Annotated in this window: 19 protein-coding genes and 9 tRNA genes; 13 read left to right on the top strand and 15 right to left on the bottom strand. The window is 61.7% G+C overall.

The window, feature by feature from the left end; genetic code table 11:
• Nucleotides 1–26: 26 nt before the first annotated feature.
• A complete protein-coding gene (locus BN1137_RS17075; RefSeq protein ID WP_050719732.1) occupies nt 27–236 on the top strand; it encodes a YgdI/YgdR family lipoprotein in 210 nt (69 codons plus the stop codon).
• A 55-nt stretch (nt 237–291) separates the two neighbouring features.
• On the opposite strand, the gene BN1137_RS17070 is transcribed toward BN1137_RS17075, so the two are convergent.
• Complete coding sequence (locus BN1137_RS17070; RefSeq protein ID WP_050719731.1) at nt 292–3,855, bottom strand: ATP-binding cassette domain-containing protein; 3,564 nt, start codon at nt 3,853–3,855, stop codon at nt 292–294.
• 105 nt (nt 3,856–3,960) lie between these two features.
• The gene (locus BN1137_RS17065; protein WP_050719730.1) at nt 3,961–5,238 is read right to left on the bottom strand and encodes an alpha/beta hydrolase; all 1,278 of its coding nucleotides are present in this window, start codon (nt 5,236–5,238) and stop codon (nt 3,961–3,963) included.
• A gap of 565 nt (nt 5,239–5,803) precedes the next feature.
• On the opposite strand from BN1137_RS17065, the gene BN1137_RS17060 reads away from it, so the two are divergent.
• Nucleotides 5,804–6,025 (top strand): hypothetical protein, encoded by a 222-nt coding sequence (locus BN1137_RS17060; protein WP_050719729.1) that lies wholly within the window; start codon nt 5,804–5,806, stop codon nt 6,023–6,025.
• 62 nt (nt 6,026–6,087) lie between these two features.
• Here the strand turns inward: BN1137_RS17060 and BN1137_RS17055 are convergent.
• The 3 genes from BN1137_RS17055 to BN1137_RS17045 form a co-directional block, all read right to left on the bottom strand.
• A tRNA-Asn gene (locus tag BN1137_RS17055) sits at nt 6,088–6,163 on the bottom strand.
• 5 nt (nt 6,164–6,168) lie between these two features.
• A tRNA-Phe gene (locus BN1137_RS17050) sits at nt 6,169–6,244 on the bottom strand.
• Between the two features lie 184 nt (nt 6,245–6,428).
• Nucleotides 6,429–8,642: an immune inhibitor A domain-containing protein gene (locus tag BN1137_RS17045; RefSeq protein ID WP_232306960.1), complete on the bottom strand. Its 2,214-nt coding sequence runs from the start codon at nt 8,640–8,642 to the stop codon at nt 6,429–6,431.
• A gap of 499 nt (nt 8,643–9,141) precedes the next feature.
• On the opposite strand from BN1137_RS17045, the gene rraB reads away from it, so the two are divergent.
• Nucleotides 9,142–9,477: a ribonuclease E inhibitor RraB gene (rraB, locus tag BN1137_RS17040; RefSeq protein ID WP_050719727.1), complete on the top strand. Its 336-nt coding sequence runs from the start codon at nt 9,142–9,144 to the stop codon at nt 9,475–9,477.
• 84 nt (nt 9,478–9,561) lie between these two features.
• Here the strand turns inward: rraB and BN1137_RS17035 are convergent, their stop codons facing one another.
• Entirely contained in the window at nt 9,562–11,532 is a 1,971-nt protein-coding gene (locus BN1137_RS17035) for a putative bifunctional diguanylate cyclase/phosphodiesterase (RefSeq protein ID WP_050719726.1), read from the bottom strand.
• Between the two features lie 169 nt (nt 11,533–11,701).
• On the opposite strand from BN1137_RS17035, the gene BN1137_RS17030 reads away from it, so the two are divergent.
• Nucleotides 11,702–12,196 carry a hypothetical protein gene (locus BN1137_RS17030; RefSeq protein WP_050719725.1) on the top strand — a complete coding sequence of 165 codons (495 nt, stop codon included), beginning with the start codon at nt 11,702–11,704 and terminating at the stop codon, nt 12,194–12,196.
• Between the two features lie 95 nt (nt 12,197–12,291).
• On the opposite strand, the gene BN1137_RS17025 is transcribed toward BN1137_RS17030, so the two are convergent.
• Entirely contained in the window at nt 12,292–13,191 is a 900-nt protein-coding gene (locus BN1137_RS17025) for an AraC family transcriptional regulator (protein ID WP_050719724.1), read from the bottom strand.
• Nucleotides 13,192–13,303: 112 nt separating this feature from the next.
• Here BN1137_RS17025 and BN1137_RS17020 point away from each other — a divergent pair, with 112 nt between their 5' ends.
• Nucleotides 13,304–13,633, top strand: coding sequence for a carboxymuconolactone decarboxylase family protein (locus BN1137_RS17020; RefSeq protein ID WP_050719723.1), 330 nt, complete (start codon nt 13,304–13,306; stop codon nt 13,631–13,633).
• A gap of 204 nt (nt 13,634–13,837) precedes the next feature.
• On the opposite strand, the gene BN1137_RS17015 is transcribed toward BN1137_RS17020, so the two are convergent.
• From BN1137_RS17015 to rsgA, 5 genes are read right to left on the bottom strand one after another with little or no spacing between them, the layout of a single operon-like run.
• Nucleotides 13,838–14,242, bottom strand: coding sequence for a hypothetical protein (locus BN1137_RS17015; protein WP_050719722.1), 405 nt, complete (start codon nt 14,240–14,242; stop codon nt 13,838–13,840).
• A 1-nt stretch (nt 14,243) separates the two neighbouring features.
• Complete coding sequence (locus tag BN1137_RS17010; RefSeq protein WP_050719721.1) at nt 14,244–14,495, bottom strand: DUF2960 domain-containing protein; 252 nt, start codon at nt 14,493–14,495, stop codon at nt 14,244–14,246.
• A complete protein-coding gene (locus BN1137_RS17005; RefSeq protein ID WP_050719720.1) occupies nt 14,485–14,754 on the bottom strand; it encodes a VF530 family protein in 270 nt (89 codons plus the stop codon). Before BN1137_RS17005 ends, BN1137_RS17010 begins: the two co-directional genes overlap by 11 nt.
• Nucleotides 14,751–15,623, bottom strand: a complete 873-nt coding sequence (gene asd / locus BN1137_RS17000; RefSeq protein WP_050719774.1) for an archaetidylserine decarboxylase — start codon at nt 15,621–15,623, stop codon at nt 14,751–14,753. Before asd ends, BN1137_RS17005 begins: the two co-directional genes overlap by 4 nt.
• 30 nt (nt 15,624–15,653) lie before the next feature.
• Nucleotides 15,654–16,688: a small ribosomal subunit biogenesis GTPase RsgA gene (gene rsgA / locus BN1137_RS16995; RefSeq protein WP_050719773.1), complete on the bottom strand. Its 1,035-nt coding sequence runs from the start codon at nt 16,686–16,688 to the stop codon at nt 15,654–15,656.
• 91 nt (nt 16,689–16,779) lie between these two features.
• On the opposite strand from rsgA, the gene orn reads away from it, so the two are divergent.
• The 8 genes from orn (at nt 16,780) to BN1137_RS16955 (ending at nt 18,209) form a co-directional block, all read left to right on the top strand.
• Nucleotides 16,780–17,325, top strand: coding sequence for an oligoribonuclease (gene orn / locus BN1137_RS16990; RefSeq protein WP_050719719.1), 546 nt, complete (start codon nt 16,780–16,782; stop codon nt 17,323–17,325).
• A 177-nt stretch (nt 17,326–17,502) separates the two neighbouring features.
• Nucleotides 17,503–17,578, top strand: a tRNA-Gly gene (locus BN1137_RS16985).
• A 24-nt stretch (nt 17,579–17,602) separates the two neighbouring features.
• Nucleotides 17,603–17,678 (top strand) — tRNA-Gly (locus BN1137_RS16980).
• Between the two features lie 31 nt (nt 17,679–17,709).
• Nucleotides 17,710–17,785, top strand: a tRNA-Gly gene (locus tag BN1137_RS16975).
• A 33-nt stretch (nt 17,786–17,818) separates the two neighbouring features.
• Nucleotides 17,819–17,894 (top strand) — tRNA-Gly (locus tag BN1137_RS16970).
• 24 nt (nt 17,895–17,918) lie between these two features.
• A tRNA-Gly gene (locus BN1137_RS16965) sits at nt 17,919–17,994 on the top strand.
• Between the two features lie 39 nt (nt 17,995–18,033).
• Nucleotides 18,034–18,109 (top strand) — tRNA-Gly (locus BN1137_RS16960).
• Between the two features lie 24 nt (nt 18,110–18,133).
• A tRNA-Gly gene (locus BN1137_RS16955) sits at nt 18,134–18,209 on the top strand.
• A gap of 733 nt (nt 18,210–18,942) precedes the next feature.
• Here BN1137_RS16955 and BN1137_RS16950 read toward each other — a convergent pair.
• The 3 genes from BN1137_RS16950 to BN1137_RS16935 form a co-directional block, all read right to left on the bottom strand.
• Nucleotides 18,943–19,152, bottom strand: coding sequence for a cold-shock protein (locus tag BN1137_RS16950; RefSeq protein ID WP_005317918.1), 210 nt, complete (start codon nt 19,150–19,152; stop codon nt 18,943–18,945).
• A gap of 290 nt (nt 19,153–19,442) precedes the next feature.
• The gene (locus tag BN1137_RS16940) at nt 19,443–20,117 is read right to left on the bottom strand and encodes a LysM-like peptidoglycan-binding domain-containing protein (protein ID WP_050719717.1); all 675 of its coding nucleotides are present in this window, start codon (nt 20,115–20,117) and stop codon (nt 19,443–19,445) included.
• A 99-nt stretch (nt 20,118–20,216) separates the two neighbouring features.
• The gene (locus tag BN1137_RS16935) at nt 20,217–22,319 is read right to left on the bottom strand and encodes a methyl-accepting chemotaxis protein (protein WP_050719716.1); all 2,103 of its coding nucleotides are present in this window, start codon (nt 22,317–22,319) and stop codon (nt 20,217–20,219) included.
• Nucleotides 22,320–22,361 lie beyond the last annotated feature (42 nt).

Genomic DNA, 22,361 nt, shown 5'->3' with positions numbered 1-22,361 from the left:
GGTGAGGGAGGGAGAAGAGGCCTGCGATGAAACGACTGATGATGATCCTGGTATGTGCGCTGGGATTGGTTGCATGTAGCTCTCAATACATCATGAGCACCAAGGACGGGCGCATGATTGCCACCGACAGCAAGCCCAAGCTGGATGAGGATACCAACATGTATCGCTACTACGACGCAGAGGGGCGGGAGATGCTGATCAAGAAGGATGACGTGACGCAAATCATGGAGCGCTGAGGCCAGCGCACGACAAAAAAAGGGCTGCCCGCGGGCAGCCCTTTTCGTTTCAAACTCAGCCGGTGATCTCCGCCACCTGCCGGTTGACCTGGCCGGCGAACAGTTGGTGGAAGCGGGAACCAGGGTTCGCCAGCAGGCTGACCGGTGAGCCCTGCTCCACCACGCTGCCTGCCTCCATCACCACCACCTTGTCCACCGACAGCAGCGGCTCCAGGTGGTGGGCGATCACCAGATAGCTAGCCTCCGGCCGGTAGCGATAGAGCAGCTCCGCCATCTTGCGCATGCCGCCGTGATCGAGATCCGAGGTCGCCTCGTCCAGCACGATGAGCGGACGGCGCGACAACAGGATGCGGGCGATGACCAACAGCTGGGTTTCGCCGGCGGAGAGCTGCAACTTGTCGAGATCCTCGTCCAGCCGCCCGCTACAACGCTCGGCCAGGCCGACCCTGGCGAGCGCCTGCTCCAGCGCCTCGTCTCTCTGCTCGGTGAGCGGCGCCAGGTTCGCGCGCAGGGTGCCAAAGAAGGTGAGGGGGATCTGGGAGACGGTGTCGTACAGATCGCGCACCGCCTCCGGCGCCAGCGCCGACAGCGGTTGATCGCCGTAATAGATCTCCCCCTGAGAGGTCGGGTACATGGCCTGCATCACCCCGAGCAAGGAGCTCTTGCCCGCCCCGGTGCGACCGCAGACGCCCACCTTTTCCCCCGGCGCCAGCTCGAAGTTGACCTTGTGCAGCGCCCACTGACTGGTGCCGGGATAACGCAGCCCCAGGTTGTCAAAACGCACCTTGGGGTGGGGGACGGCGAGGGGGTCGCCGGTCTGGCGTTCGCTCTCGATCTCGCTGTATTCACGCACTCGCTCCACCGCATTCATCACCTGCTCCACCTCGGCGAAGTTGCGAATGAGGGAGTTGAGCATGGCCGAGGCGGTGAAGGCGTAGGTGATGGCCACGGCCCCCAGCAGCGAGCTGCTGCTGAAGGCCACCATCAGCGCCACGGCGCCCACCAGCGCGGCGGAGAGCAGGGTCTGGTACATGCCAAGCCAGCGGTTGACCGAGGTGGTGGTGTACCAGCTGCGCAGGTTGTTGTCATAGTGATGCAGCACCTGATCCAGCGCGAAGCGTTCGGCCCCGGCCAGACGCAGGGCGGGGGCTCCGCGAATGGTCTCGCTGATGCTGATGTAGAGCGGCGAGCGCAGCACCGACGACTGGCGCCGCAGCTTGAGCTGCACCGCCCGGTAGCGGCGCTGCAGCACATAGAGCGCCCAGCCCACCAGGGGGGCGATGAGCAGCAGCAACGGCATGTTGACGCCGATCACCGCCACCTGCAGCAGCACCGAGATGAGCATGGCGAACAGCCCCATCAGCATGGGCAGCAAGACCTCCTGCGCCTCCCCCAGATCCCGGTCGAAGCGATTGAGGATGCGCCCCTGTGGCACCTTGTCGAAGAAGGCCATGGGGGCTTGGCTGATGCGGCCTAGCATGCCGTCGAACAGGGTCCAGGCCAGCTTGAGGCCGAGTTTGTAGTTGATGACCCGCACCACCATGATGCAGACGAGAGAGCCGGCCCCCAGCAGCACATAGATGCCGAGCAATGAGCTGACCTCGCTCACCTCGGCCTTGCCGCCGAGCCAGAGATCCGAGGCGATGCGCAGCCCCTCCTGGCCTAGCGTGAGCAGCAGGGCGATCAGTATGGTGCCGGGGGCGGCCAGGCGTTTCCACATGAAGCCAAATAGACCCCAGTCCACCTTGCCCTCCACCACCTTCTCCTCGCTGAACTGCTCCGCTTCTTGCGGGGCCACCAGGGGGGCGGGCTGCGGGTGCTGGATGAGGTCCGCGAGCTGATGGGCATCGAGTTCGGTCAGCTGGCCCTGCTCGATGCGGATCACCCGATCGCAGTGGGCCAGCACGTCGGGATCGTGGCTCACCAGCAGCCGGGTCGGACCCGGTTTGAAGGCCAGGCCCTGCTCCAGCACCTGGGCCGAGACGATGGGGTCCAGCGCGGAGAGCGGGTTGTCCAGCAACAGGATGTCGGCCTTGGCGTAGAGGGCGCGGGCCAGGGCGACCCGTTGCTGCTGGCCACCGGAGAGGCGAGTGCCAAGTTCGCCAACCAGCGTCTGGTCGCCGTGACTGAGCAGGCCGAGATCGGCGCTGAGGGCGCAGGCGCCAAGCACCCAGTGGTAGCGCTCCTCATCCCAGGGCTGACCGAACAGGATGTTGTTGCGGATGCTGTCGTTCATCAGCCAGGGCTTGTGGCCCAGATGGGCAACCCGGCCGTGGCGGCGAATGCTGCCCTCGAAGTCGTTGTCAAAGCCAGCGACCAGGTGCAGCAGGCAGCTCTTGCCGGCCCCGGTGGCCCCGGTGATCCCCACCAGTTCTCCCGGCTGGACGACGAGGCTGGCCCCTTGCAGCACCGGCTTTTGCTGGTGCAGGGCGGTGACGTTCTCCATACGCAGTGAGCCGACCGGCAGGCTGGGATCGCTGAGATCCCTGTGCTGCTCCGGGCTGTTCAAGAACTCGCACAGCCGGTTGAAGCCGGTGTTGAAGTTGATCAGGGTGCGGATGAGGTAGGGCAGCCGCATCATGGGGATCCGCAGCACGGCGAACAGGGCTATGGTGGTGAACACTTGGGGCAGGGTCAGGCTCTTACCCGAGGCCAGATAAGTAGTGAAAGTGGCGAGCGTCACCAGCAGCGGTGTGCTCAACATCAGGAAGCTGTTGATGGCATCGAGCTTGAGCACTCGGCCGAGCACGCCGAGTTCGCGCTGGCGCTTGGTGTTGGCCGCCTGGGTGAAGAAGGCGCCGAGCCCGTTCTGGCGCACCAGTCGCAGCTTCTTGATGTATTCGGCCAGTATGCCGTTGCGGTCATCTTGCTGGCGCTTGAGCTGTTGTTCCTGCAGGTTCATGCGACGTACCACCCGGGTGGAGACCAGCAGTAGCATGGCCAGCACGGCGAAGCCCACCAGGCCCGCGCTGCCCACCTGCCACACCAGCAGGGCTATGGTGCCGATGAGTTGCAGCGCCATGGTCAGCGGCATGGCGGGGTCTGCCAGAATCCATGTAATGTCCCACACGTCCCGGTTGATGAGGTTCTGCACCCGGCCACCGGCCCTATCATCGAAGCTCTTGCCGCCGAGCTTCATCACCTTGGCGAGCAGGGATTCTGCCAGCAAGCGGCGGATGGGCACGTGCATCTTGAGGGCCAGCTGAAGCGAGTGCTCCGCCAGCATGCCGGCGGCCAGCACAGAGGCGAACAGGGCGAAGGCCAGCAGCAGCTTATGGCCTGTGCTGGCGCCTGCCCCGAGCTGGGTCATGCTGTGGTTGAGTAGCCAGGGGCTGGCCAGGGTCGCCAGCATGCCGAGCAGTTGCAGCAGGGTGAGCAGACTGATGCGGCCGCGATAATGGCGCCAGATAAAGGCCATGATGGGCCAGGGGCGTACCGGCCGCTTGGCGGTCAACGCGAGGAAGGCATCGGCGCGCTCATCGCGCCTGTCTGCTGGCAGCAGGGGATAGAGATCGTCGAGACTGACCTGGGGCTGGCTCAGCCCCTTGCGCAGCAAGGGCCCCGTCCAGTGATAGAAGAGACGGCTCAGCCAGCCGGCCGAGGTTTCCGGGTGATCCAATGGGTGATCCTTATTATTTTGTGTTGCTTCCGACAGGGTGGGGCGGCTCATGGGCCGCCCTCTAGCTTATGGTGTCATCGCCCGGGCATGCCGCCCGGGTCAGGCTCAGCAGTCCCGGTTCAGGCGGATGAGCCGGTCCAGGATCTGCTCGCCGTCGACCCGCAGGCCGTTGTGCTCGTACTCGTTGGTTACCCAGGCGCGACTGTTGCCAAGGCCCTTGAGGGTCTCACGGCAGTAGTCGAACTCCACGTACATGTCCTCGGCGTAGACGGCGCAGGCCACCGGCACGAGGTTCTGGGCCAGCTGCGCCGGATCGTAGAGCGGACCCCAGTCCGCTTTCTGGGCCAGCAGCTGAGCGGCCTCTTTCAAGGGGACGAGTTCGCGGAACTGCTCGAACATCCAGGGGTAAATCATCTCGCCGGTGAAGGCGAAATCCTTGCCAGGAGCCCAGGCCAGAGCCGGGAATTCGCCCCTGACTCGCTCGGCTGCCCAGTTGCTGGCCGCCCCTTCGCAATAGATGAGCTCATGCAGTATGGCGAACACAGGATTGGTGTTGAACGGCTGCATGGCCTGCAGCTGGTAGGGGAAGGCGGGATTGAGCCGCTCGCCGATGAAGGCATCTTCCAGGAGGTAATAGAGCTCCTCGAAGGCGCCGCTGGCACCGAGATCCAGTCCCTGCTGCTGCAACTGCTCCACCGTCAGGCGCTGGCCATTGGGCAGACGCACATCGTGGCGGTGCAGGTGGGTCGCCAGCCGGTTGGCGATGGCCTGGGCGTGGGGGAAGCGGGCGAAGAAGGCGCGGTTCTTGTCCGCTACCCGCTGGTAGGTGGCGCGATATACCTCGTCTGCGCTGCGGCCGATGGGGGCCACGCCGCCGGTGAGGTAGACCTCGTGCAAGCTACTTGGGAACAGGGAGAGATAGGTGAGGCTGCAAAAACCACCAAAGCTCTGGCCGAGCAGACTCCAGGGACGGTCGGGGCTCAGCTGTTCGCGGATGAGCTCGGCGTCCCGCACTATGCTGTCGGCGCGAAAATGGCTGAGGTAGTCGGCCTGCTGGCGAGGGTTGAGGTGGGCCAACAGCTCGGCGTGGATGGGGGTGGAGTGACCCGTACCGCGTTGATCGAGCAGCAAGACCCTAAACTCCTGCAGTGCCCGCTTGAGCCAGCCGCCGTTGGCGGTGGGGCGCGGGGCGCCAAAGCCGGGGCCCCCTTGCAGGTAGAGCAACCAGGGCAGCTCGTCGTCCAGTCTGTCCTTGCGGCAGAGGGTGCGACCAAACAGGGTGATGGTCTCCTCATCGTCCGGCTGCTGGTGGTCGAGTGGCACTGTGAAGAAGTGTGGCTCGCAATGGATGCCATCCAGCACGTAATGCAAGGGGCTGCTCATCTGGGGTCTCCCTGGGGTCGGAAATCGTCGGCCTCATCATAGCCCTGGCACGCAATCGGGTCACGCCGGTTTTCTGGATTCTGAATGCATTGCCGAGAGCGGGTTAGTAGCGTGCGGGTCTTATACGGATCTTGGTCGAAAATTTATCCGCGAGGGGCATTGACGAGGTGCCACGGCCGGACAAAGATGAGCCGCCTGCCGAGGAAGGCAGGGGCTGCGCACCCAGAGTGCACGAAGGATGAGGTGGGCTCGATGAAGCCTAAATGGATAAGGTTCAGGAAGAAAAGGAAGCCAACGGATCCAGAGGGGGTACTGCAGGCGGGGTTGCTGGTATTCAGCGCCACCTGCGGGGCCACCCTGCTACTGGCGGCCTGTAACGGCGGCTAGCAATACGGTAAAAGGCCCGCTCCTGTGAGCGGGCCTTTTACATGGGCCTTTTTTGGGAAATCGTCGCTTGCCCGGTAAGGTGGGACTAGGCTGGGGCCCTTTGCTGGCGCGGGTTTGCGGGATCTGAAGAGCTGCTGCTATGGTCAATTTACGACTCGATTCAAGGAGGGAGGCGATCATGAATAGTCGTGAAAGAGTATTGGCTCATTTGGCCACGGATCACCGGGTTGCAGGACTGACCGCTGGCGAGGCGCTGGCCGGGATCAGCCACTCGATGAGTTCACTCCTGCTGCAACAAGATCAGCACTTCTTCCGCAGTCATGCGGATGATCCTTGTCACGAGGTGGCGCGGGCATGCTCTGCCGGCCATATCTGGCATGGCGACGAGAACCGCTATTAGGGGAAGCGAGCAGAAACGACGGATGCGAAAAGGCCCGCTCAGATGAGCGGGCCTTTCAAATTTGGCTCCTCCTACTGGACTTGAACCAGTGACATACGGATTAACAGTCCGCCGTTCTACCGACTGAACTAAGGAGGAATTATTGGTGCCCAGAGACGGAATCGAACCGCCGACACGGGGATTTTCAATCCCCTGCTCTACCGACTGAGCTATCTGGGCAACGGCGCGCATTAAACCCTTTCTGGACTGGGGTGTCAACCATGGGGCGCAGATAGTGGGTGCGTTCGCTCGATAACCGAACAATCCGCAGGCTTGTTAGGCGATTTGGCCCATTGAGCCGCAATCAGGCCCGGAAATCGGGCGATAAAAAGGGGGCCTGTGGCCCCCTGGTTGCGTGACATCCTCAATGGCGGCTGACGATGATGCGGCCGGTGCTCAAGTCCCGGGCCTGACCGGTGACGCTGATCTTGAGGCCATATTCGGGCAGCAGCCGGCCCGCGTCCGGAATCGCCTCGCGCTGGTAGCTGCGCGAATCCTTGAATACCCGGTTCGGGGTTATCCAGAAGTCCTGCAGCACGGAGCCGCTGGCATGGGTGAGATCGAGGGGGCGCTGGAAGCCCAGGCTGAAGGTGGCGTCGTGGATCTGGTAGCGGGTACCCGCCACAGCGCCGTCACTCCAGCTCAGGGCGCGCTGATCTGCATCCACCACCCCGAGGAAGCCCTCCCCCGGGTGCAGGCCCACCCAGTTGTTGCTCTGGCTGTTGTCCACGTACCAGAGCAGCAGACCCGGCTCGTAGCGTATCAGCTGATTGTCCACCTTGATGTGGGCCAGCCCCTTGTCGACCCCGGCGTGGTTGCGCCACTCGGCGAGGTAGTAGTGATCCTTGGTCTCCTTGCCGCTGCTTTGCACGAAACCGGCAAGGGTGAAGGCGGAATTGCCCTCGGCGCCGTCGCTCAGTAGGGTCTCGCCGTCGGCAGTCACCTGCAACTCATCCACGAACAGGCCGTTCTCGGCCGTCCCCCCGTCGCTCTGGTATTGCAGGCTGAGGGTGATCTGCTGGCCAGCCCAGGGGCTCAAGTCAAACTCGGCATCGGTCCAGCCATCGGAGTTGCCGGTGATGCCGACCCCGAAGCCGATGCCGTTCGGATCGTCGGTGCGGGTCAGGTTGCCCGGAATGGGCTCGCCGTTGACCAGCACCCGCGCGTAGTCGAAGTCCTCCTCAATCTGGTACCAGGCCTTGAAGGCCAGGCTGGCACTCTGCTTGCCGCCGAGATCCAGGGCCAGACTCATGCGGTTGTTCAGGTTGTTGCCCTTGCCGCCGTGATACTGGTACTGGCCGGCGTAGGGTGGATTGAGGGGAACCTGTTTGGGGGGCAGGTTGATGCGCACCACGTCGTCGTTGCGACCCTTGTCGTTGGCCTGATCCAGCATGTAGACGTTGCCGCGGGCAGTCAGATCGTCGACCTGCACATTGCTGCCGTGCAGCCAGTTGCCACCGAGGGAGGCCTGCAGGTACTCCTTGGCCCAGGCGGAGAAACCGGTCGGCTCGGTGCCGCCGATCATCCCGGCCCAGGAGCCGGACGACATGATGGACCAGCTCGCCACCGGCTCCCCCTTGCCGCTGTACTTGGTGTCGTACTCATCCGGTAGCCCCAGATCGTGGCCGTATTCGTGGGCGCAGACCCCGGCCGCCGCATCGATGGGCTGGATGGTGTAGTCGTAGGCCGCGAATTGGCCGCCGAAGTTGCCGTGTGGGCTGTTGGTGCCGGGGATGGGGTAGGGCGTCCCCAGATTCCAGCGGTGGGCCCAGATGGCATCTTCGCCGAGATCGCCGCCGCCCGCCTCTTCCCCCACGCTGGAGTGGAAGATCATCAGGTGGTCGATGAGGCCATCCGGCTCGTTGCGATTGCCGTTGCCGTTCAAGTCGTAGCGATCTTCCTGATCAAACTCGGACAAGTCGATGGACGGATCCCCGGCCACCTGGGCAAGCGCTTCCTTCACCAGCTCCCGCACCGCGGTCTCGTTCTTGTTGCTGCCATAGTAGGTGGCGCTCTTCTCGGCGGTATACCAGCCCGCCACCTGGCCGCGCACGCTGTAGCTCTGGCCGGACTGCTGCTCGTAGAACTGGCGCATGGAGATGAAGCGCTCGCCGTTTGGGCCCGCGTAGCCCTTGGCGGAGAACAGCAGATCGTTGTAGTGAGCCTGGGTGTAGTCCGGGTAGTACATCTTGGTGAGCTCCGGGCTCAGGCTGTTCTTCGGGTAATCGGGGAAGTCCACCAGGATGGCGAGGATCTTGTCCTTGCGCATCTGTCCGCGGTAGCGCTCCTTCTCGATAGCCTTGAGCAGCAGGGTGGGCACCCGATCGCCGGCGCGCGCGGTGCCGTTCAGGCGGATCTTCTTGAGGATGGTCTCCCGCACCTTGCCCTCCTTCTGGGCCAGGCTGCCGCTGCTGCCGGGGTAGCTGCGTACCTTCTCCCGGTAGTAGCGGGCCAGGGCGGCCTGCTCCTGTTCAGGGGATGCCAGGGTCGGGATGCGGCCGCTCTTCTTGAGCATCTCCAGCACTTTCACCTCGTCGGCAAGGGGGGCATCGAAGGGGCCGTGGACCGGGGCGGCCATGGCAGGGTTTCCAATTATCAGGGTCGAGCCGACAAGCAGGCTCATTATTGTTTTTGTAGGCATTACTATGTGCTCCTTCACATGATCAAAAAGGGAGCCCGTCGGACTCCGCTTTCCTGGCGGGTAGTGATTCACCCGCGTCCCTTGATACCTGCCGAGACCGGGTTTGTCACGCCGGGTTTTGAAGTGAAAGAGACTGCTTTTTAAGGCTATTTAGCGATAACCAACTGCCTTTATTTATCCTGGTAGTGTCATATGTGTCGTTGTCGTTTCATGCTGGTTTATTGCTCCATTCTCCAGTTTTTGTCGACACCACCATTTGGGAGGGAGGCCGGGGGGCAGTTATCTTGGTGCGCTGCATTGAGCCGGATGCGCTGTGCGAGTATGCTTGGCCGCAACTATGCCCCTGGCGGCCAACCGCGCGTTATCAATGCGGATCGCCTGCCAGTCGGGTGTCGACATCCATCCAATACCGCCTGGGGTTTATATGAGTATCAACATGCAAGAGTGGCGCGAAGAGACCACCGCCATCGTCAACGAACTGCTGGCCGACGGCAGCAATCCGGATGTGGACTACGAGATTGAGCACCACTTTGCCTGCCAGGATTTCGATCTGCTGGAGAAGGCCGCGGTTGACCTGTTCAAGGCCGGTTTCGAAGTGACCGACGCCGAAGAGATGGAGCTGGACGATGGCGCGCCCATCTTCTGCTTCGACGCCACCGTGGAGCGCAAGCTGGAGATCGAGCCTATCCTGGCCGACATCGAAAAAATGCTGCCGATCCTCGAAAAATACGGTGTGGACTACGACGGTTGGGGCACTTACTTCCAGGAGTAATCACCCTCACCCCAACCCTCTCCCAGAGGGAGAGGGTGCTCAAAACAAAAGGCCACCTCGAGTGGTCTTTTTGTTGCTCGCGAGTCAGCCCGGCAACTGGTAGTTGCGGGCAAATTCGGCGGGGGGGAGGGGGCGACTGAACAGGAAGCCCTGCAGTCGATCGCAGCCTGCCTGCACCAGCCAGGCTTGCTGCTCCTGGGTTTCCACCCCTTCGGCGGTGATCTTGATGCCGAGCTCATGGCTGAGGCCGATGACGGAGCGCACGATGGCGGTGGTGGCCTGATTGGTCGACAGCCCCTGGGTGAAGCTTCTGTCCAGCTTGAGGGTCGATACCTGCAGCCGCGGCAGGTAGGCCAGCGAGCAGTAGCCGGTGCCGAAATCGTCGATGGCAAGCTGGAAACCGGCCTCGATCAGGCTGGCGAGGTTGCTCTCAATCTCGTCGGCGTTTTCCATCAGCACCCCTTCGGTGATCTCCAGCTCCAGCTGCCAGGGAGCCAACCCGTGGCGCTCGATGCAGGCAAAGATCTGGGAGCAGAGCTCGGGATCGCGAAACTGCAGCGGCGACAGGTTGATGGAGAGCACCAGATCCGGCGCCGCCACTTGCCAGCGGGCCAGCTGGGCGCAGCCCAGCTCCAGCATCAGCTGACCGAGCTGGCCGATGAGACCGAGCTCTTCCGCCAGGGGGATGAACTCGTCTGGCGAGATCATGCCAAACACCGGGTGAGGCCAGCGACAGAGCAGCTCTGCCCCGTGCAGGTGATTGTTGTGGGTGCAGATGATGGGCTGGTAGACCGCGGTCAGCTCGGCCGCCTTGATGGCGAGCGGCAACTGGGCCGCGATCAGCTGGCGTCGCTTGAGTTTGGCGTCGAGCTCGGGGTCAAACAGGGTGCAGTGCTGCTGCTGGCGTTTACCCTGGGCCAGCGCCGCCTCGGCGTGGCTGAGCAGGCGCTCGGCATCGTTGGCCTTGCCCTGGGCGATGCCGAGGAAGACCGGGATCTGGATCCTGTGCTCCTCGACCTGATAGGGCGTCATCAGCTCGTGTTGCAGCTGGCGGCTCCATTCGTTCAGGGGGAGGGGCAACTGTGGCAGCAGCAGGGCGAAGTCATCGGCCGCCACCCGGCACAACAAGGATTGCGGCGGGGCCAGCCGTTGCAGGCGACGGGCCACCTGGTTTAGCAGCCGATCGGCGATCCGGATGCCGAAGCGGTCGTTGATCTCGCGAAAATGCTGCAGGTCGACCAGCACCAGGCTGGCCTGGCGGGCGCCGAGGTGGCGGCTGGTCTGCAAGAAATGGGACAGCTTGAGCAGGCCGGTCAGGCTGTCGTAGTGCTGCTCCTGCTGCAATTGGGCCTGGGTGGTGCGCAGCCCGGTGATGTCGCGGCTCAGAGTGAGAATGCCGAGGGAATTGCCCTCGCCATCCGGCACATCGACCCGGGTCACCTCCAGATGGCGGCCCTGGCCATTGGCATCCATCAGGCAATATTCACCTCGTCCCATCGCCTGCTCCGCCGGCAGGCGGGGCGAGACGTGCTGGCCGAGCGCCTCGCTCGCCGCCAGTCCCATGAAATCGAGGAAGGCCTGATTGCAGTCGATGAGCACCCCTTGGTGGTCTTCCAACCGGATAGGGTCCGGGATGGCGTCGAGCAGGCGGCGCTGCAGCACTTGCTGATGGCGGAACGTCAGCTCCAGCTCCTTGCGCTGATCGATGGCGCTGACCATGACGAACAGGGCGAGCGGTTCCCCTTGCTCGTCATAGAGCGGCACCTTGTGGATCTCCATCCAGCTGGTGGCGTCGCCGCTGTTGCAGTGCAGTTGCTGGTGCAGCAGTGGCTGCCTCTCGGCCAGCAGGCGCTGATCTTCCTCCCGGAACATGTCGCCCCATGGCATTTCGGCATCCGTCTTGCCGATGAGCTCATGGGGATGTTGCAAGCCAGCTTCCTTTGCGAAGACCTTGTTGGCGAACAGGTAGCGTCCGTCCGTATCTCGGCAAAAGATATTCATGGGTAACTGGTCGATGATCTGCTGCAGCAGAGCCAGGGTGAGCAAGGAATTCACACAGACACTCACGGGGGAGACTTCGAGCAAATCTATGATAACAGGCCAGTTTTGTAAAGCTTGGGCGGAGGCTTGACCATTTATGCCGATCCCTGCTGACAGTCTGTGTCGCGGGCCCCATAATAGCCGCCGATTGGCCTGTGGTGGCCTTATGGACGAGAGAAGCAACATGAAGAAGATAATGGGGGGCGCCCTGGCCCTGTTGATGGTCGGTTGTGCCAGTGACAACAATGGCGGCGAGCAGTACCGCTATACCCCGCCGGTCGCCAAGGCAACCAACAATACCCAGGAGCTGCAGATCCCGGTCGATCTGGTGTGGGCCCGCGCCGAGAAGTGGTTTGGCGATCATGGCCTGAATATCGAGAACAGCCAGCGTGGCTCCGGTCTGATGACCGCCAACGTCGAGAACTCGGCCGAGGGTCTGGAGTGGCTGGATTGTGGCACCATGGGTTCCAAGGTCGCACTGGGCAACCCCAACCTGCAGATCAACCTGATCATCACCCAGAGCGGCAGCAACAGCGTGGCCACCGTCAACGTCAAGGGCAACACCCAGCTCTATTTCGTTGAAGGTTCCGGCGAGCGCGTGCTGGCCCCCTCCATCACGCCGGTCTGTGTGTCCCGTGGTAGCCTGGAGCAGAGCCTGTTCGCCACCCTCGGCAACTGATCCTGCCCTGCTCGCCTCCTTCCGGGTGGCTTGCACAACAACACCCCGTTCAACGAACGGGGTGTTGTTTTTTGGGCGCCTCACGGGTGGCCGAGTCAGCCCAGCTGGCGAAACTTGCCCGGCGCCATGCCGGTCAACTGTTTGAATGCCTTGGCAAAGGAGGCCTCTGACTGATAGCCGACCCGCATGGCCACCTCGCCGATGGGCAGATGATCCGGCTGGCGCAGCAGTTCACCTGCCCGCACCATCCTCACCCGCACCACGAACTCCCAGACACTGCAGCCGAGCCGTTGGCGAAAATGGCGAAAATAGGTCGCCCGCGACATGGCGGCCAGGGCTGCCAGCTCATCCACGCTCCAGGGGTGGGCGGGATTGGCCAGCACGGCCTGCAGGGATCCCCCCAGCTTGGGATCCTGCAGGGCCCCCACCAGACCAAGTGCCCCGTTCGGATCGCTGGCATGGGCGCGTAGCCCCATGGCCAGCAGCACCTGACTCAGGGCCGTCAGCACGGCGCCCGAACCCTGTTGCTCCCGTTGCAGCTCATGGCGGATCAGCCGCAACACCAGCTCCAGCGCCTGGCGCGACTCACTACCAAGCAGGGGAATGCAGAGCGGGCTGGGCAAGGCATCCAGCAGCAGGGGGCGCTGCGGGCCCTGGTAATGAAATTCGCCGCACAGAAACTCCACCTCGTCCCCGCCATCGCCGCGTACCGGCAAGCTGCCGTCCCGTTGCTCCCGATCGCCGAGCTCGGCCCCGTCGCGCCAGATGACATGGGGTTCCCCACCCGGCAGCAACAGCAGATCCCCCGGTTGCATCACCAACGCCTGGCCCGACGGGGTGCTGATCCTGATCTCACCCTTCATCAGCAGATGAAACGGCATCACCCCGGCCGGGCTCTGCTCGTGGGGGAGGCTGAAGCCCCCCTGATAGAGACAGCGCACATCGAAGGAGCCACGGATACCGGCCTGACTGATGAGTGTATCGATCTCATTCATGATTCAATTTGACCTTAAATTGCGTCTTTTTAGTATTAATCGATTCACCGTCGGCTGCAATACTGTGGACATCGAGCGGGAATGGCCCGCCAGTCGAGAGTGGAGAGTCAAGATGCAAGATTGGGAACAATACCGTAAAGAGCTGATGGGCCGCGTGATGGAGCTGGGCACCCTGAGCCCCGATACCCTCAAGGGTTATCAGCAGCTCTCATCCGCCGGCAGCAAGAATAGCACTCTGGATGGCAAGACCCGCGAGCTCATCTCGCTGGCGGTGGCCGTCACCACCCGCTGCGACGGTTGCATCGTGGTACACGCGGATGCGGCGCTCAAGCAGGGGGCCAGCCGTGCCGAGATTGCCGATGCCCTCGGCGTTGCCATCGCCATGAACACCGGCGCCGCCATGGTCTACTCCGCCCGAGTGCTGGACGCCATCGATCGTTAAGTAAGAGGGGCCGCGCTGAGGCGTCCCCCTTCATGATGATGCTGTGTTATCGGCCAGTCCCTGCTGGCCATGCTGGATGAGTGACCCTGCCTACCTTTGCCACGCCCTCTGGGTGTGGCTCTTTTGTTTTGGATCTGTCCTGCCAGCCAGATGCCGCAAAAACAAAACCCCCGGCAGAGGCCGGGGGTTTGATGGTCAGGCAGTTCACTGGGACAGGGCGCTATCACCGTGGAACAGGGGCTGTTCGCCGGACTTGAGCACATAGCCCTTCCAGGGGAAGAGCTGGTAGGCGCCTCCCTGCCAGGAGTGGTTGCCTTCTTCCCCCTGACGAACCAGCCGGATCTGCTCGCCGCTCGGCAGGGTCAGCTCGGCCTGGCTCTGATCGGCGTTGAACAGCACGAAGGCGCTGCCGGTCTCGCTGGCCTTCAAGGATTGCAGCCGGACGGCCTGCTCGAACAGCCGCACGCACTGATTGGTCAGGGCCGACCACTGGTAGCCGGCACTGGCACGGCAGCCGTGGGCATCTTGATCGTTGCCGACCAGTTGTTGCTGCGAGGTGCTGCAGGCCGCCAGCAGCAGGGAGGCGGCCATCAGGGTCAGGGTGCGCATCTTATTCCTGGCCATCCCGTTCGATGACGATGTTGGAGAAACCCAACTCCTTGAAGTAGTTCTCCCGGTAGTCTTTCACGCTCTTCTTGTCGCGGCGGCAGACCTGGGCCAGCTGGGCTTCCATGGCATGGAAGCTGGACAAGTTAACGCCTTCAGCGGCGGCAATGGCATCGTAGATGCTGTTGAACTTGTCGTTGGCGTAGCCGATTTCCTTGGCCTGCTTGTTGTAGGTGTAGGTAATTTTAAACGCCATCGGGGTCTTCCTTCTTTTTCGCCTGCTTGCGCTGGACGTACAGGTAGAGGCTCTCGACCTTCTCCCGGGCCCAGGGGGTTTTTCGCAAGAATTTCAGGCTGGATTTGATGCTGGGATCCTGGGTGAAGCAACGGATGTCGATCTCCTTCCCCAGTTGCTCCCAGCCGTAATGGGCCACCAGGGCAGTGACTATCGCCTCAAGGGTCAGCCCGTGCAGCGGGTTCTTTCGCTGCGCCGGTACAATAGGTTGCTCACTCATGCCTTGGCCGCCAGGGTGGCGAAGGGTTGCCCCATGCGGGTGGTGACGCCGTTGGCCAGGTGCGGTTCGAAACCGGCCAGCATGCCCGGGCCAAACAGGCAGACGACGGTGCTGCCAAGTTTAAACAGGCCCATCTCGGCGCCTTTTTGCAGGGTGATGGCTTCATCGCCGCTGTAATCCCAGCGCACCACTTCCTTGTGCTTGGTCGGCGCTATGTTGCCAGCCCAGATGGTCTCGATGCTGGCGACGATAGTGGCACCGACCAGCACCAGCGCCATGGGACCATGGGGGGTGCGGAAGGTGGCCACCACCCGTTCGTTGCGGGCGAACAGGTTCGGCACGTTCTCGGCGGTGAGCGGGTTAACGGAGAACAGATCCCCTGGCACGAACACCATGCTCTCCAGCACGCCGTCCAGCGGCATGTGGATGCGGTGGTAATCCTTGGGCGCCAGATAGATGGTGGCAAAGTCCCCGTCCTTGAACGGCGCGACCAGATCGTCATAACCACCCAGCAGCTCGCGGGCGCTGTAGTCGTGGCCCTTGGCCTGAATGATGCGGCCCTGATGGATGGGGCCGAGCTGGCTGACGGTACCGTCCACCGGCAGCGCCAGGGTCATGGCATCGTCCACCACCGGGCGGATCCCCGGTTTGAGCTCACGGGTGAAGAAGTGGTTGAAGCTCTTGTAAAACGCCGGCTCTTCATGGAGCGCTTCGCTCATGTCGACCTGGTAGCGCTTGATAAAGGCTTCGATCACCTTGGTGGTGAGGTTGCCAGCTTCGGCGGCCGCGAGCTTGCCCACCAGGCGGGAGACGGCGTGTTTGGGCAGGCAGTATTGACCGGCAATTTTCAGGTTGTCAGTGATGCTCATGATCTTCATCTACAGAATTCGTTGAATGGGTCACAGCCGGGCTTGTTGCCGACCGTGGCGAGCTTCCTGCATGGTTTCCAGGATGCGGTGATAGTTGTGGAAGCGATCCGCGCTGATGTCGCCACTGTCGACCGCGGCACGCAGGGCGCAACCGGGATCGTCCTTGTGGGTGCAGTCGCGGAAGCGGCAACCACCCAGGTAGTCACGAAACTCGACGAAGCACCAGGTGATGCGATCGGCTTCCAGGTGCCAGAGCGCGAACTCGCGGATTCCGGGAGAATCGATGAGATCGCCGCCGCTCGGGAAGTGGTAGAGCCGCGCCGTGGTGGTGGTGTGCTGACCGAGCCCCGAGTTTTCGGAGATCTCGCCGGTGAGCACGCCCAGTCCCGGCATCAGGGCATTGGCCAGGGAAGACTTGCCCACCCCGGACTGGCCGACGAAGATGCTGATCTTGCCGTCGAACTGCGCCTTGAGCTCATCGAGCCCTTCGCCGCTCTCGCAACTCACCAGGATCACCTGGTAGCCGAGCTTGCGATAGGGGGTGAGCTGGCGCTCGATGCGCACGCGGGCCGCGTCATCGAGCATGTCGACCTTGTTCAGCACGATAAGCGGCGCGATTTCCACGTCCTCGGCGGCCACCAGGTAGCGATCGACGATGTTGGTGGAGAACTCGGGCATCACCGCCGAGACGATGATGATCTGGTCGATGTTGGCAGCGATGGGTTTGACCCCGTCGTAGAAGTCCGGCCGGGTCAGCACCGAGTGGCGCGGATGTACCGCCTCGATGACCCCGGGGGTCGCGGCATTGAGGCCGGGACGCCAGACCACCTTGTCACCGCACACCAGGCTGCTGATGCTGCTGCGACGCAGGTTGCTGCGGTGGATGGTGCCGTCGGTCGCTTCCACATCGGCATGCTGACCGAAACGGCTGATCACCATCCCTTCGATGGCCGGGCCAAACAGGGTGTCATCCACCACTGTCGTGTGATCTTTTTGCAGCCGCCGTTCGCGGTTAGCCTGGACGCGCCTTTGTTGACCCAGATTGAGTTTTGCTTTCTTTGCCACGGGGTTTGCCAGTTTATGAACAGATTCAAAGCCAGTATGATACATGCAAATTGGCAAAATTCCGCCATTCCTCCCAATAGAGAGAGTAATCATGACAGTCAGCGCGCAGAACCTGGTATGGATCGACATGGAGATGACGGGCCTGGACCCCGAGCAGAACGTGGTACTGGAGATCGCCACCATCGTCACCGACAAGGATCTGAATGTGCTGGCCCAGGGGCCGGTCATCGCCATTCACCAGAGCGATGCAGAGCTCGCCAAGATGGATGACTGGAACGTCAACACCCATACCAACAGCGGTCTGGTGGCGCGGGTCAAGGCGAGTAAATACGACGAGGCCAAGGCCATCGCCGAGACGCTGGACTTCATCCGCCAGTGGGTTCCGGAGCGCACCAGCCCGCTGTGTGGCAACAGCATCGGCCAGGATCGCCGCTTCATGGTCAAGCACATGGCAGAGCTGGAAGCCTTCTTCCACTATCGCAACGTCGACGTCAGCACCATCAAGGAGCTGGTCCGTCGCTGGCAGCCGGAATTGCTGGATCAATTCAAGAAAAGTGGTTCCCACCAGGCCCTCGACGACATCCGCGAATCCATCGCCGAACTGCAGTTCTACCGCGCTCACGTCTTCAAAATCTGAGTTGCCGGCAAGGGCTTGGCATCCGCCGGTTGCTAAAATCGGCAGTTCGGACAGCTTTTGAGCGAACGGCCGCACAGTGACAAAAAAGCCCTTGCAATTGGAATGACTGCTCTTATAATTCGGCTCCCGTACAGTAGCGCAAGCAACCAAATGCTGTACGGCCGTTTTAAGGTAGTTGCGGGAATAGCTCAGTTGGTAGAGCACGACCTTGCCAAGGTCGGGGTCGCGAGTTCGAGTCTCGTTTCCCGCTCCAAAAGTTTGCTGATGATGTTCCGATGCGGGAATAGCTCAGTTGGTAGAGCACGACCTTGCCAAGGTCGGGGTCGCGAGTTCGAGTCTCGTTTCCCGCTCCAATCATCAGCACAGCCTCAAGACATCTATGTTGCGGGAATAGCTCAGTTGGTAGAGCACGACCTTGCCAAGGTCGGGGTCGCGAGTTCGAGTCTCGTTTCCCGCTCCAAATTTTATGAAGTACTGCAGATGATATTCCGATGCGGGAATAGCTCAGTTGGTAGAGCACGACCTTGCCAAGGTCGGGGTCGCGAGTTCGAGTCTCGTTTCCCGCTCCAATCATATGCAGAAGACATCCTGTTGCGGGAATAGCTCAGTTGGTAGAGCACGACCTTGCCAAGGTCGGGGTCGCGAGTTCGAGTCTCGTTTCCCGCTCCAAATTTGTCTTACTAGAAGTGCTGCAGATGATATTCCGATGCGGGAATAGCTCAGTTGGTAGAGCACGACCTTGCCAAGGTCGGGGTCGCGAGTTCGAGTCTCGTTTCCCGCTCCAATCATGTGCAGACGACATCCTGTTGCGGGAATAGCTCAGTTGGTAGAGCACGACCTTGCCAAGGTCGGGGTCGCGAGTTCGAGTCTCGTTTCCCGCTCCAATCTCTCTTCGAATCCTTCGAATTCAATCTCTCCTTCAAGTTCACGAATCCACTTTCTCAGCACAATCACAGCCACATCCACTGCTACATCCAGTTGGTAGAGCATTATCCGCGCTTGCCAAGGCTGGGCTGCGAGTTCGAGTCTCGTTTTCCGCTCCAATCTCTCTTCGTAGTACCCCCTTCCTCATTTAGTGCATCCCAGAACGAAATTGAAACCAACCGCCGTTGGTCATGCTTGATCCACGCTTGCTTGAGCCGGATGGCCTTTCGCATCGTATTTCCTGTGCTCCTCGCGCTTCGTCGCATCCAGATCCTGTTGTCGTATTCCTGATCTCCCTCAAATCCCCTCCAAACTCGCGGCCTGGGTTGGGCATGTCTCGCACCTGTGAGCAATGTCAGCTGACAGATTGTGAATCTCGTCGCCGACATCTTATATTTCCCATTATTTTTGCCATTCACGCCGCAAAACAGGCAGTGATTTATTCCTGCTTTTAAAATTTAACATGTCAATTTGTTTGAAAGATAAACAATTATTGGATGGTTATGCTGCCACGGTTCGCCTGGTCGTTGGCGAAATGGGCATGTCTGGGCGCATAAGGGCCGGTGGGACGAGCGGATCCGCCGTGGTGAGCGTAGCGGGAAGCAAAGGGCAAGCAGGGAGCGAGCGGGGCAGGGGAATGGCAGGCAAAAAAATAGGAGGAGCAATCTCCTCCTACTGGTTCACTGACGTGACTTAGAGCAGGGTCACGTTCTCGGCCTGGGGACCTTTCTGGCCCTGGGTCACGGTGAACTGGACTTTTTGACCTTCAGCCAGGGTCTTGAAACCGGTGCTCTGGATGGAGGAGAAGTGAACGAATACGTCCGGTCCCTGGGATTGCTCGATGAAGCCAAAACCCTTGGTTTCGTTGAACCATTTTACTTGGCCGGTGCGAATGTCAGACATGTGGTAAGTCCTATCTATAACAAAATGAAACTAACGCCTTGTTGGGCAGCATTTGCTTAAGAAAGCAGGGGCTGAGCCATGACTGACCACGTCAACTTGTCCCAGTAGCATGCAGTACAATCCCTGTCGAAAGCACACTCGATTGTACGTAAGGCCGATCCCTTGTCAATTTGGCACTTTTCATTTTTTGAGCAAGCTATGAATATTGCGATCTCGGTAGCCTGTTTCAGGGGCCCAAATAGCAAATGGGAGGCCATTGGCCTCCCGTTTTCTTCATTTGTCTCGTGGCCTCACTCCTTGAGGGCGAAACCTTCACCTTGCCGGTCATAGCGGTAGTTTGCCTGACCGAAGGAGCGGATCTCGACCCGCTGAATGCGGCGACTGCTATCCACCAGGATGAACACCGACTTGCCTGACTGCAGCCGGGTCAGCGGCCTGTCCGGCCCCTCGATGGCGATCAGGCGGCTCAGCTCAGCCCCTGGCAACTCAAACTTGCGGAAGATGGAGTAGAGGGTCTCACCGGCTTGCACATCGTGTTGCAACCAGCTGCCGTCTACCTTCTCCTCCTCGACCGGCTTGGCGGCTTGCACCGCGCCACCCGTGGCAGCACTGCCAACGGTCAGCGCCTGACTCGGCACGGCCAGCGGCACCGCGAGCGAACCGGAAGGCGCCACGCCGGGGGCCGAGGGCGCTGGCTCCCAGATGAGCAGCAGCAGCCAGATGGGCACCAGTATCAGCAGACCTATGGTGTTTTTACGCGGCAGCGGGCTCGCCAGCTTGAATGAACCTGTCTTGGCTTCCTTCTTGTTGCGTTGGCCAAGGCCGCTCATGCCCTGGCCGAGACGCTGACGCAGGGGCAGGGTCGCGGCACTGATACGCTGGAGCAGGGATCCTTGTGATTCGTCTTGGCGACGCAACTGGGCACGTCTGTTATGGCCACGGGGGCGACGGTCCGGGGTGGGCACGGCATTTACCTCTCACTACATTGCCTGCCATCAGGCAAATATGCCGCCTATGGTAAACGGACTCGCCCCCGAGGGGGAGAGTCCAGAGGAGGAAAATTATCAGCTAAGACGAAATTGACCCAGCAGTTGCTGTAAACGCTCGGCCGCCTGGCGCAAGGCCTGGCTGGCTTTGGCCGTTTGTGTCGCATCCTGGGCGATGTCGTTGGCCAGTGCGTTGGTTTTTGACAGATTGCCGGAGACGGTCTCGGAAACCGAACTCTGCTCCTCGGCGGCGGAGGCGATCTGGTAGGTCATGTCGTTGATGGTGGCGATGGCCTGGTAGATGCTGTCGAGCGCCGCTTCCGCCAAGTCGGCTTCCCCCACAGCCTGGTGGGTCAGCTGCTGGCTCTGCTGGATGGCGTTGACCGCATTGGCCGAGCTGTGGCGGATCTTCTCGATCAGCTCCTGGGTATTTTGCACCGCCTGCTGGGTGTTGCCCGCCAGCTTGCGCACCTCGTCCGCCACCACCGCGAAGCCACGGCCCTGCTCGCCGGCCCGGGCCGCCTCGATGGCGGCGTTGAGCGCCAGCAGGTTGGTCTGATCGGCAATGCCCTGGATAACGGTGAGGATACTGGTGATCTGCTCGCTGTCGTGGGCCAGCCCCTCGACCACCTCGGCGCCCTTGCCCGATTCGGCGGCGACCTTGTGCATCGACTGGATCACCTGCTGGAAGCGCACCTTGCCCTGATCCGCCGCGCTCTGGGCCTGCTTGGCCGAGTCGGCGGTGTTGTTGGCATGGGTGGCGACCTCCTGGCTGACATAGGACATCTCCTGCACCGCGGTCAGCATCTGCTCCATCTCCGCCTGGTGATGCTGCAAGTTGGTGTCGGTCTGCACCGCGATGCGGTCGGTATCCCCGGCGTGGCGGTGTACTTCGCTTGCGGTCTTCTGCACGTCGCCAAGCAGCAGCTGCAACTTGTCGATGAAGCGGTTGATGCCGCGGGCCAGCGCTCCCAGCTCGTCTTTGGACTGGGTATTGAGGCGCTTGGTGAGATCTCCCTCGCCATCGGCGATGTCATCCACCAGGCTGACCATCTGACGGATGGGGCCGGTGATGCTGCGGGCGATCACCAGCATGGTGGCGAGCGCCAGCACCAGCACCAGCAGGGCGCCGATCAGTTGCTGGGTCATGGCGGCGCGGTTCATGTCGGCCAGCTGGGCTTCCAGCTGATCGGCCCCCGCCAGCACCACCTTGTAGGGCAGGGTGACGATGATGGCCCAGTTGCGGCTCATGCCCGGCACCATGATGGGCACCGAGATGCGAAACGCATCGGTGAGCTCCTGGCGCTGCACTTCCGGTTTGAGGTATTGCTGCCAGCCATCGCCGAGCAGCTTGTCGGCGCGGCTGCCGAGCAGGCTGGCATCGCCGCTGGTGCCGGTGATGACGCCGGCGGCGCTGACGATCAAGGTCTCGCCCTTGCCGTCATAGATGTTGCTGTTGAGGGACTGGGCCTGACGGCTGATGGAATCGACAGCCAGATCCAGTGCGGCGACTCCTTTGAACTGACCATCCACCAGGATGGGGGTGGTGATGGTGCTCACCAGCACCTGCTGGCCGTTGATGTCCACCTTGAAGGGATCGACCAGACAGGAGCGGCCTTCCCGTTTCGGGCAGGCGTAGTAGTCGTTGGCCGGGTTGCCGAATTCGTCGGTATCGCTCTTCTCGATGGAGAGCAGCAGGTCTGTGCCTATGCCGTCCTTGTCACGATAGAAGTAGGGCACGAAGCGGCCCTGGCTGTCACTGCCGAGCGCCGTTTGACCGGCGAAGGTGGCGTCCTGACCGTCGAAGCCATTGGGCTCGAACCCCGCGAAGGCGCCATACAGCTGCGGCTCAAGGCTGAGCTGGGCCTTGAGCAAGTCGGTGGCCTGCTGGCGATCCAGCGGCAGTTTTCCCGCCTGCTGCAGGGCGAGCATGCTGGCCATCTGCTGGGTATAGGAGAGCCCTTTTTGCAGCAGCTGGGTGATGGTGGCGGCCTCGGCGCGGGCGTTGGCGCTCACTTTTTGCCAGGCCTCTTGCTGCAGGGCGGCGCGGCTGGAGCTGATGGTCAGGGTCTGGGTCTGCTTGCCCGAGTATTGGTTGAGCAGGATCAGGATGACCAGGGCCGTGGTCATGGCGATCCCAGCCATTACCAGGATGCGATTTTGGATAGAACGAAACTGCATCGTGCGTTCCTTGTAGGGTAGAAAGTTGTTTGAATTATCGGC

The sequence above is a fragment of the Aeromonas tecta genome (genome assembly GCF_000820185.1).
Lineage (GTDB): Bacteria > Pseudomonadota > Gammaproteobacteria > Enterobacterales > Aeromonadaceae > Aeromonas > Aeromonas tecta.
Note: the sequence above shows the minus strand (reverse complement) of the source record. Positions and strands in the feature narration are given on the sequence as shown.

Coding starts and splice junctions, on each gene's coding strand:
- BN1137_RS17075 (WP_050719732.1), top strand. CDS start 27: ATGAAACGACTGATGATGATCCTGGTATGTGCGCTGGGATTGGTTGCA.
- BN1137_RS17065 (WP_050719730.1), bottom strand. CDS start 5,238: ATGAGCAGCCCCTTGCATTACGTGCTGGATGGCATCCATTGCGAGCCA.
- BN1137_RS17060 (WP_050719729.1), top strand. CDS start 5,804: ATGAATAGTCGTGAAAGAGTATTGGCTCATTTGGCCACGGATCACCGG.
- BN1137_RS17045 (WP_232306960.1), bottom strand. CDS start 8,642: ATGGCCGCCCCGGTCCACGGCCCCTTCGATGCCCCCCTTGCCGACGAG.
- rraB (WP_050719727.1), top strand. CDS start 9,142: ATGCAAGAGTGGCGCGAAGAGACCACCGCCATCGTCAACGAACTGCTG.
- BN1137_RS17030 (WP_050719725.1), top strand. CDS start 11,702: ATGAAGAAGATAATGGGGGGCGCCCTGGCCCTGTTGATGGTCGGTTGT.
- BN1137_RS17025 (WP_050719724.1), bottom strand. CDS start 13,191: ATGAATGAGATCGATACACTCATCAGTCAGGCCGGTATCCGTGGCTCC.
- BN1137_RS17020 (WP_050719723.1), top strand. CDS start 13,304: ATGCAAGATTGGGAACAATACCGTAAAGAGCTGATGGGCCGCGTGATG.
- BN1137_RS17015 (WP_050719722.1), bottom strand. CDS start 14,242: ATGCGCACCCTGACCCTGATGGCCGCCTCCCTGCTGCTGGCGGCCTGC.
- BN1137_RS17010 (WP_050719721.1), bottom strand. CDS start 14,495: ATGGCGTTTAAAATTACCTACACCTACAACAAGCAGGCCAAGGAAATC.
- BN1137_RS17005 (WP_050719720.1), bottom strand. CDS start 14,754: ATGAGTGAGCAACCTATTGTACCGGCGCAGCGAAAGAACCCGCTGCAC.
- asd (WP_050719774.1), bottom strand. CDS start 15,623: ATGAGCATCACTGACAACCTGAAAATTGCCGGTCAATACTGCCTGCCC.
- orn (WP_050719719.1), top strand. CDS start 16,780: ATGACAGTCAGCGCGCAGAACCTGGTATGGATCGACATGGAGATGACG.
- BN1137_RS16950 (WP_005317918.1), bottom strand. CDS start 19,152: ATGTCTGACATTCGCACCGGCCAAGTAAAATGGTTCAACGAAACCAAG.
- BN1137_RS16935 (WP_050719716.1), bottom strand. CDS start 22,319: ATGCAGTTTCGTTCTATCCAAAATCGCATCCTGGTAATGGCTGGGATC.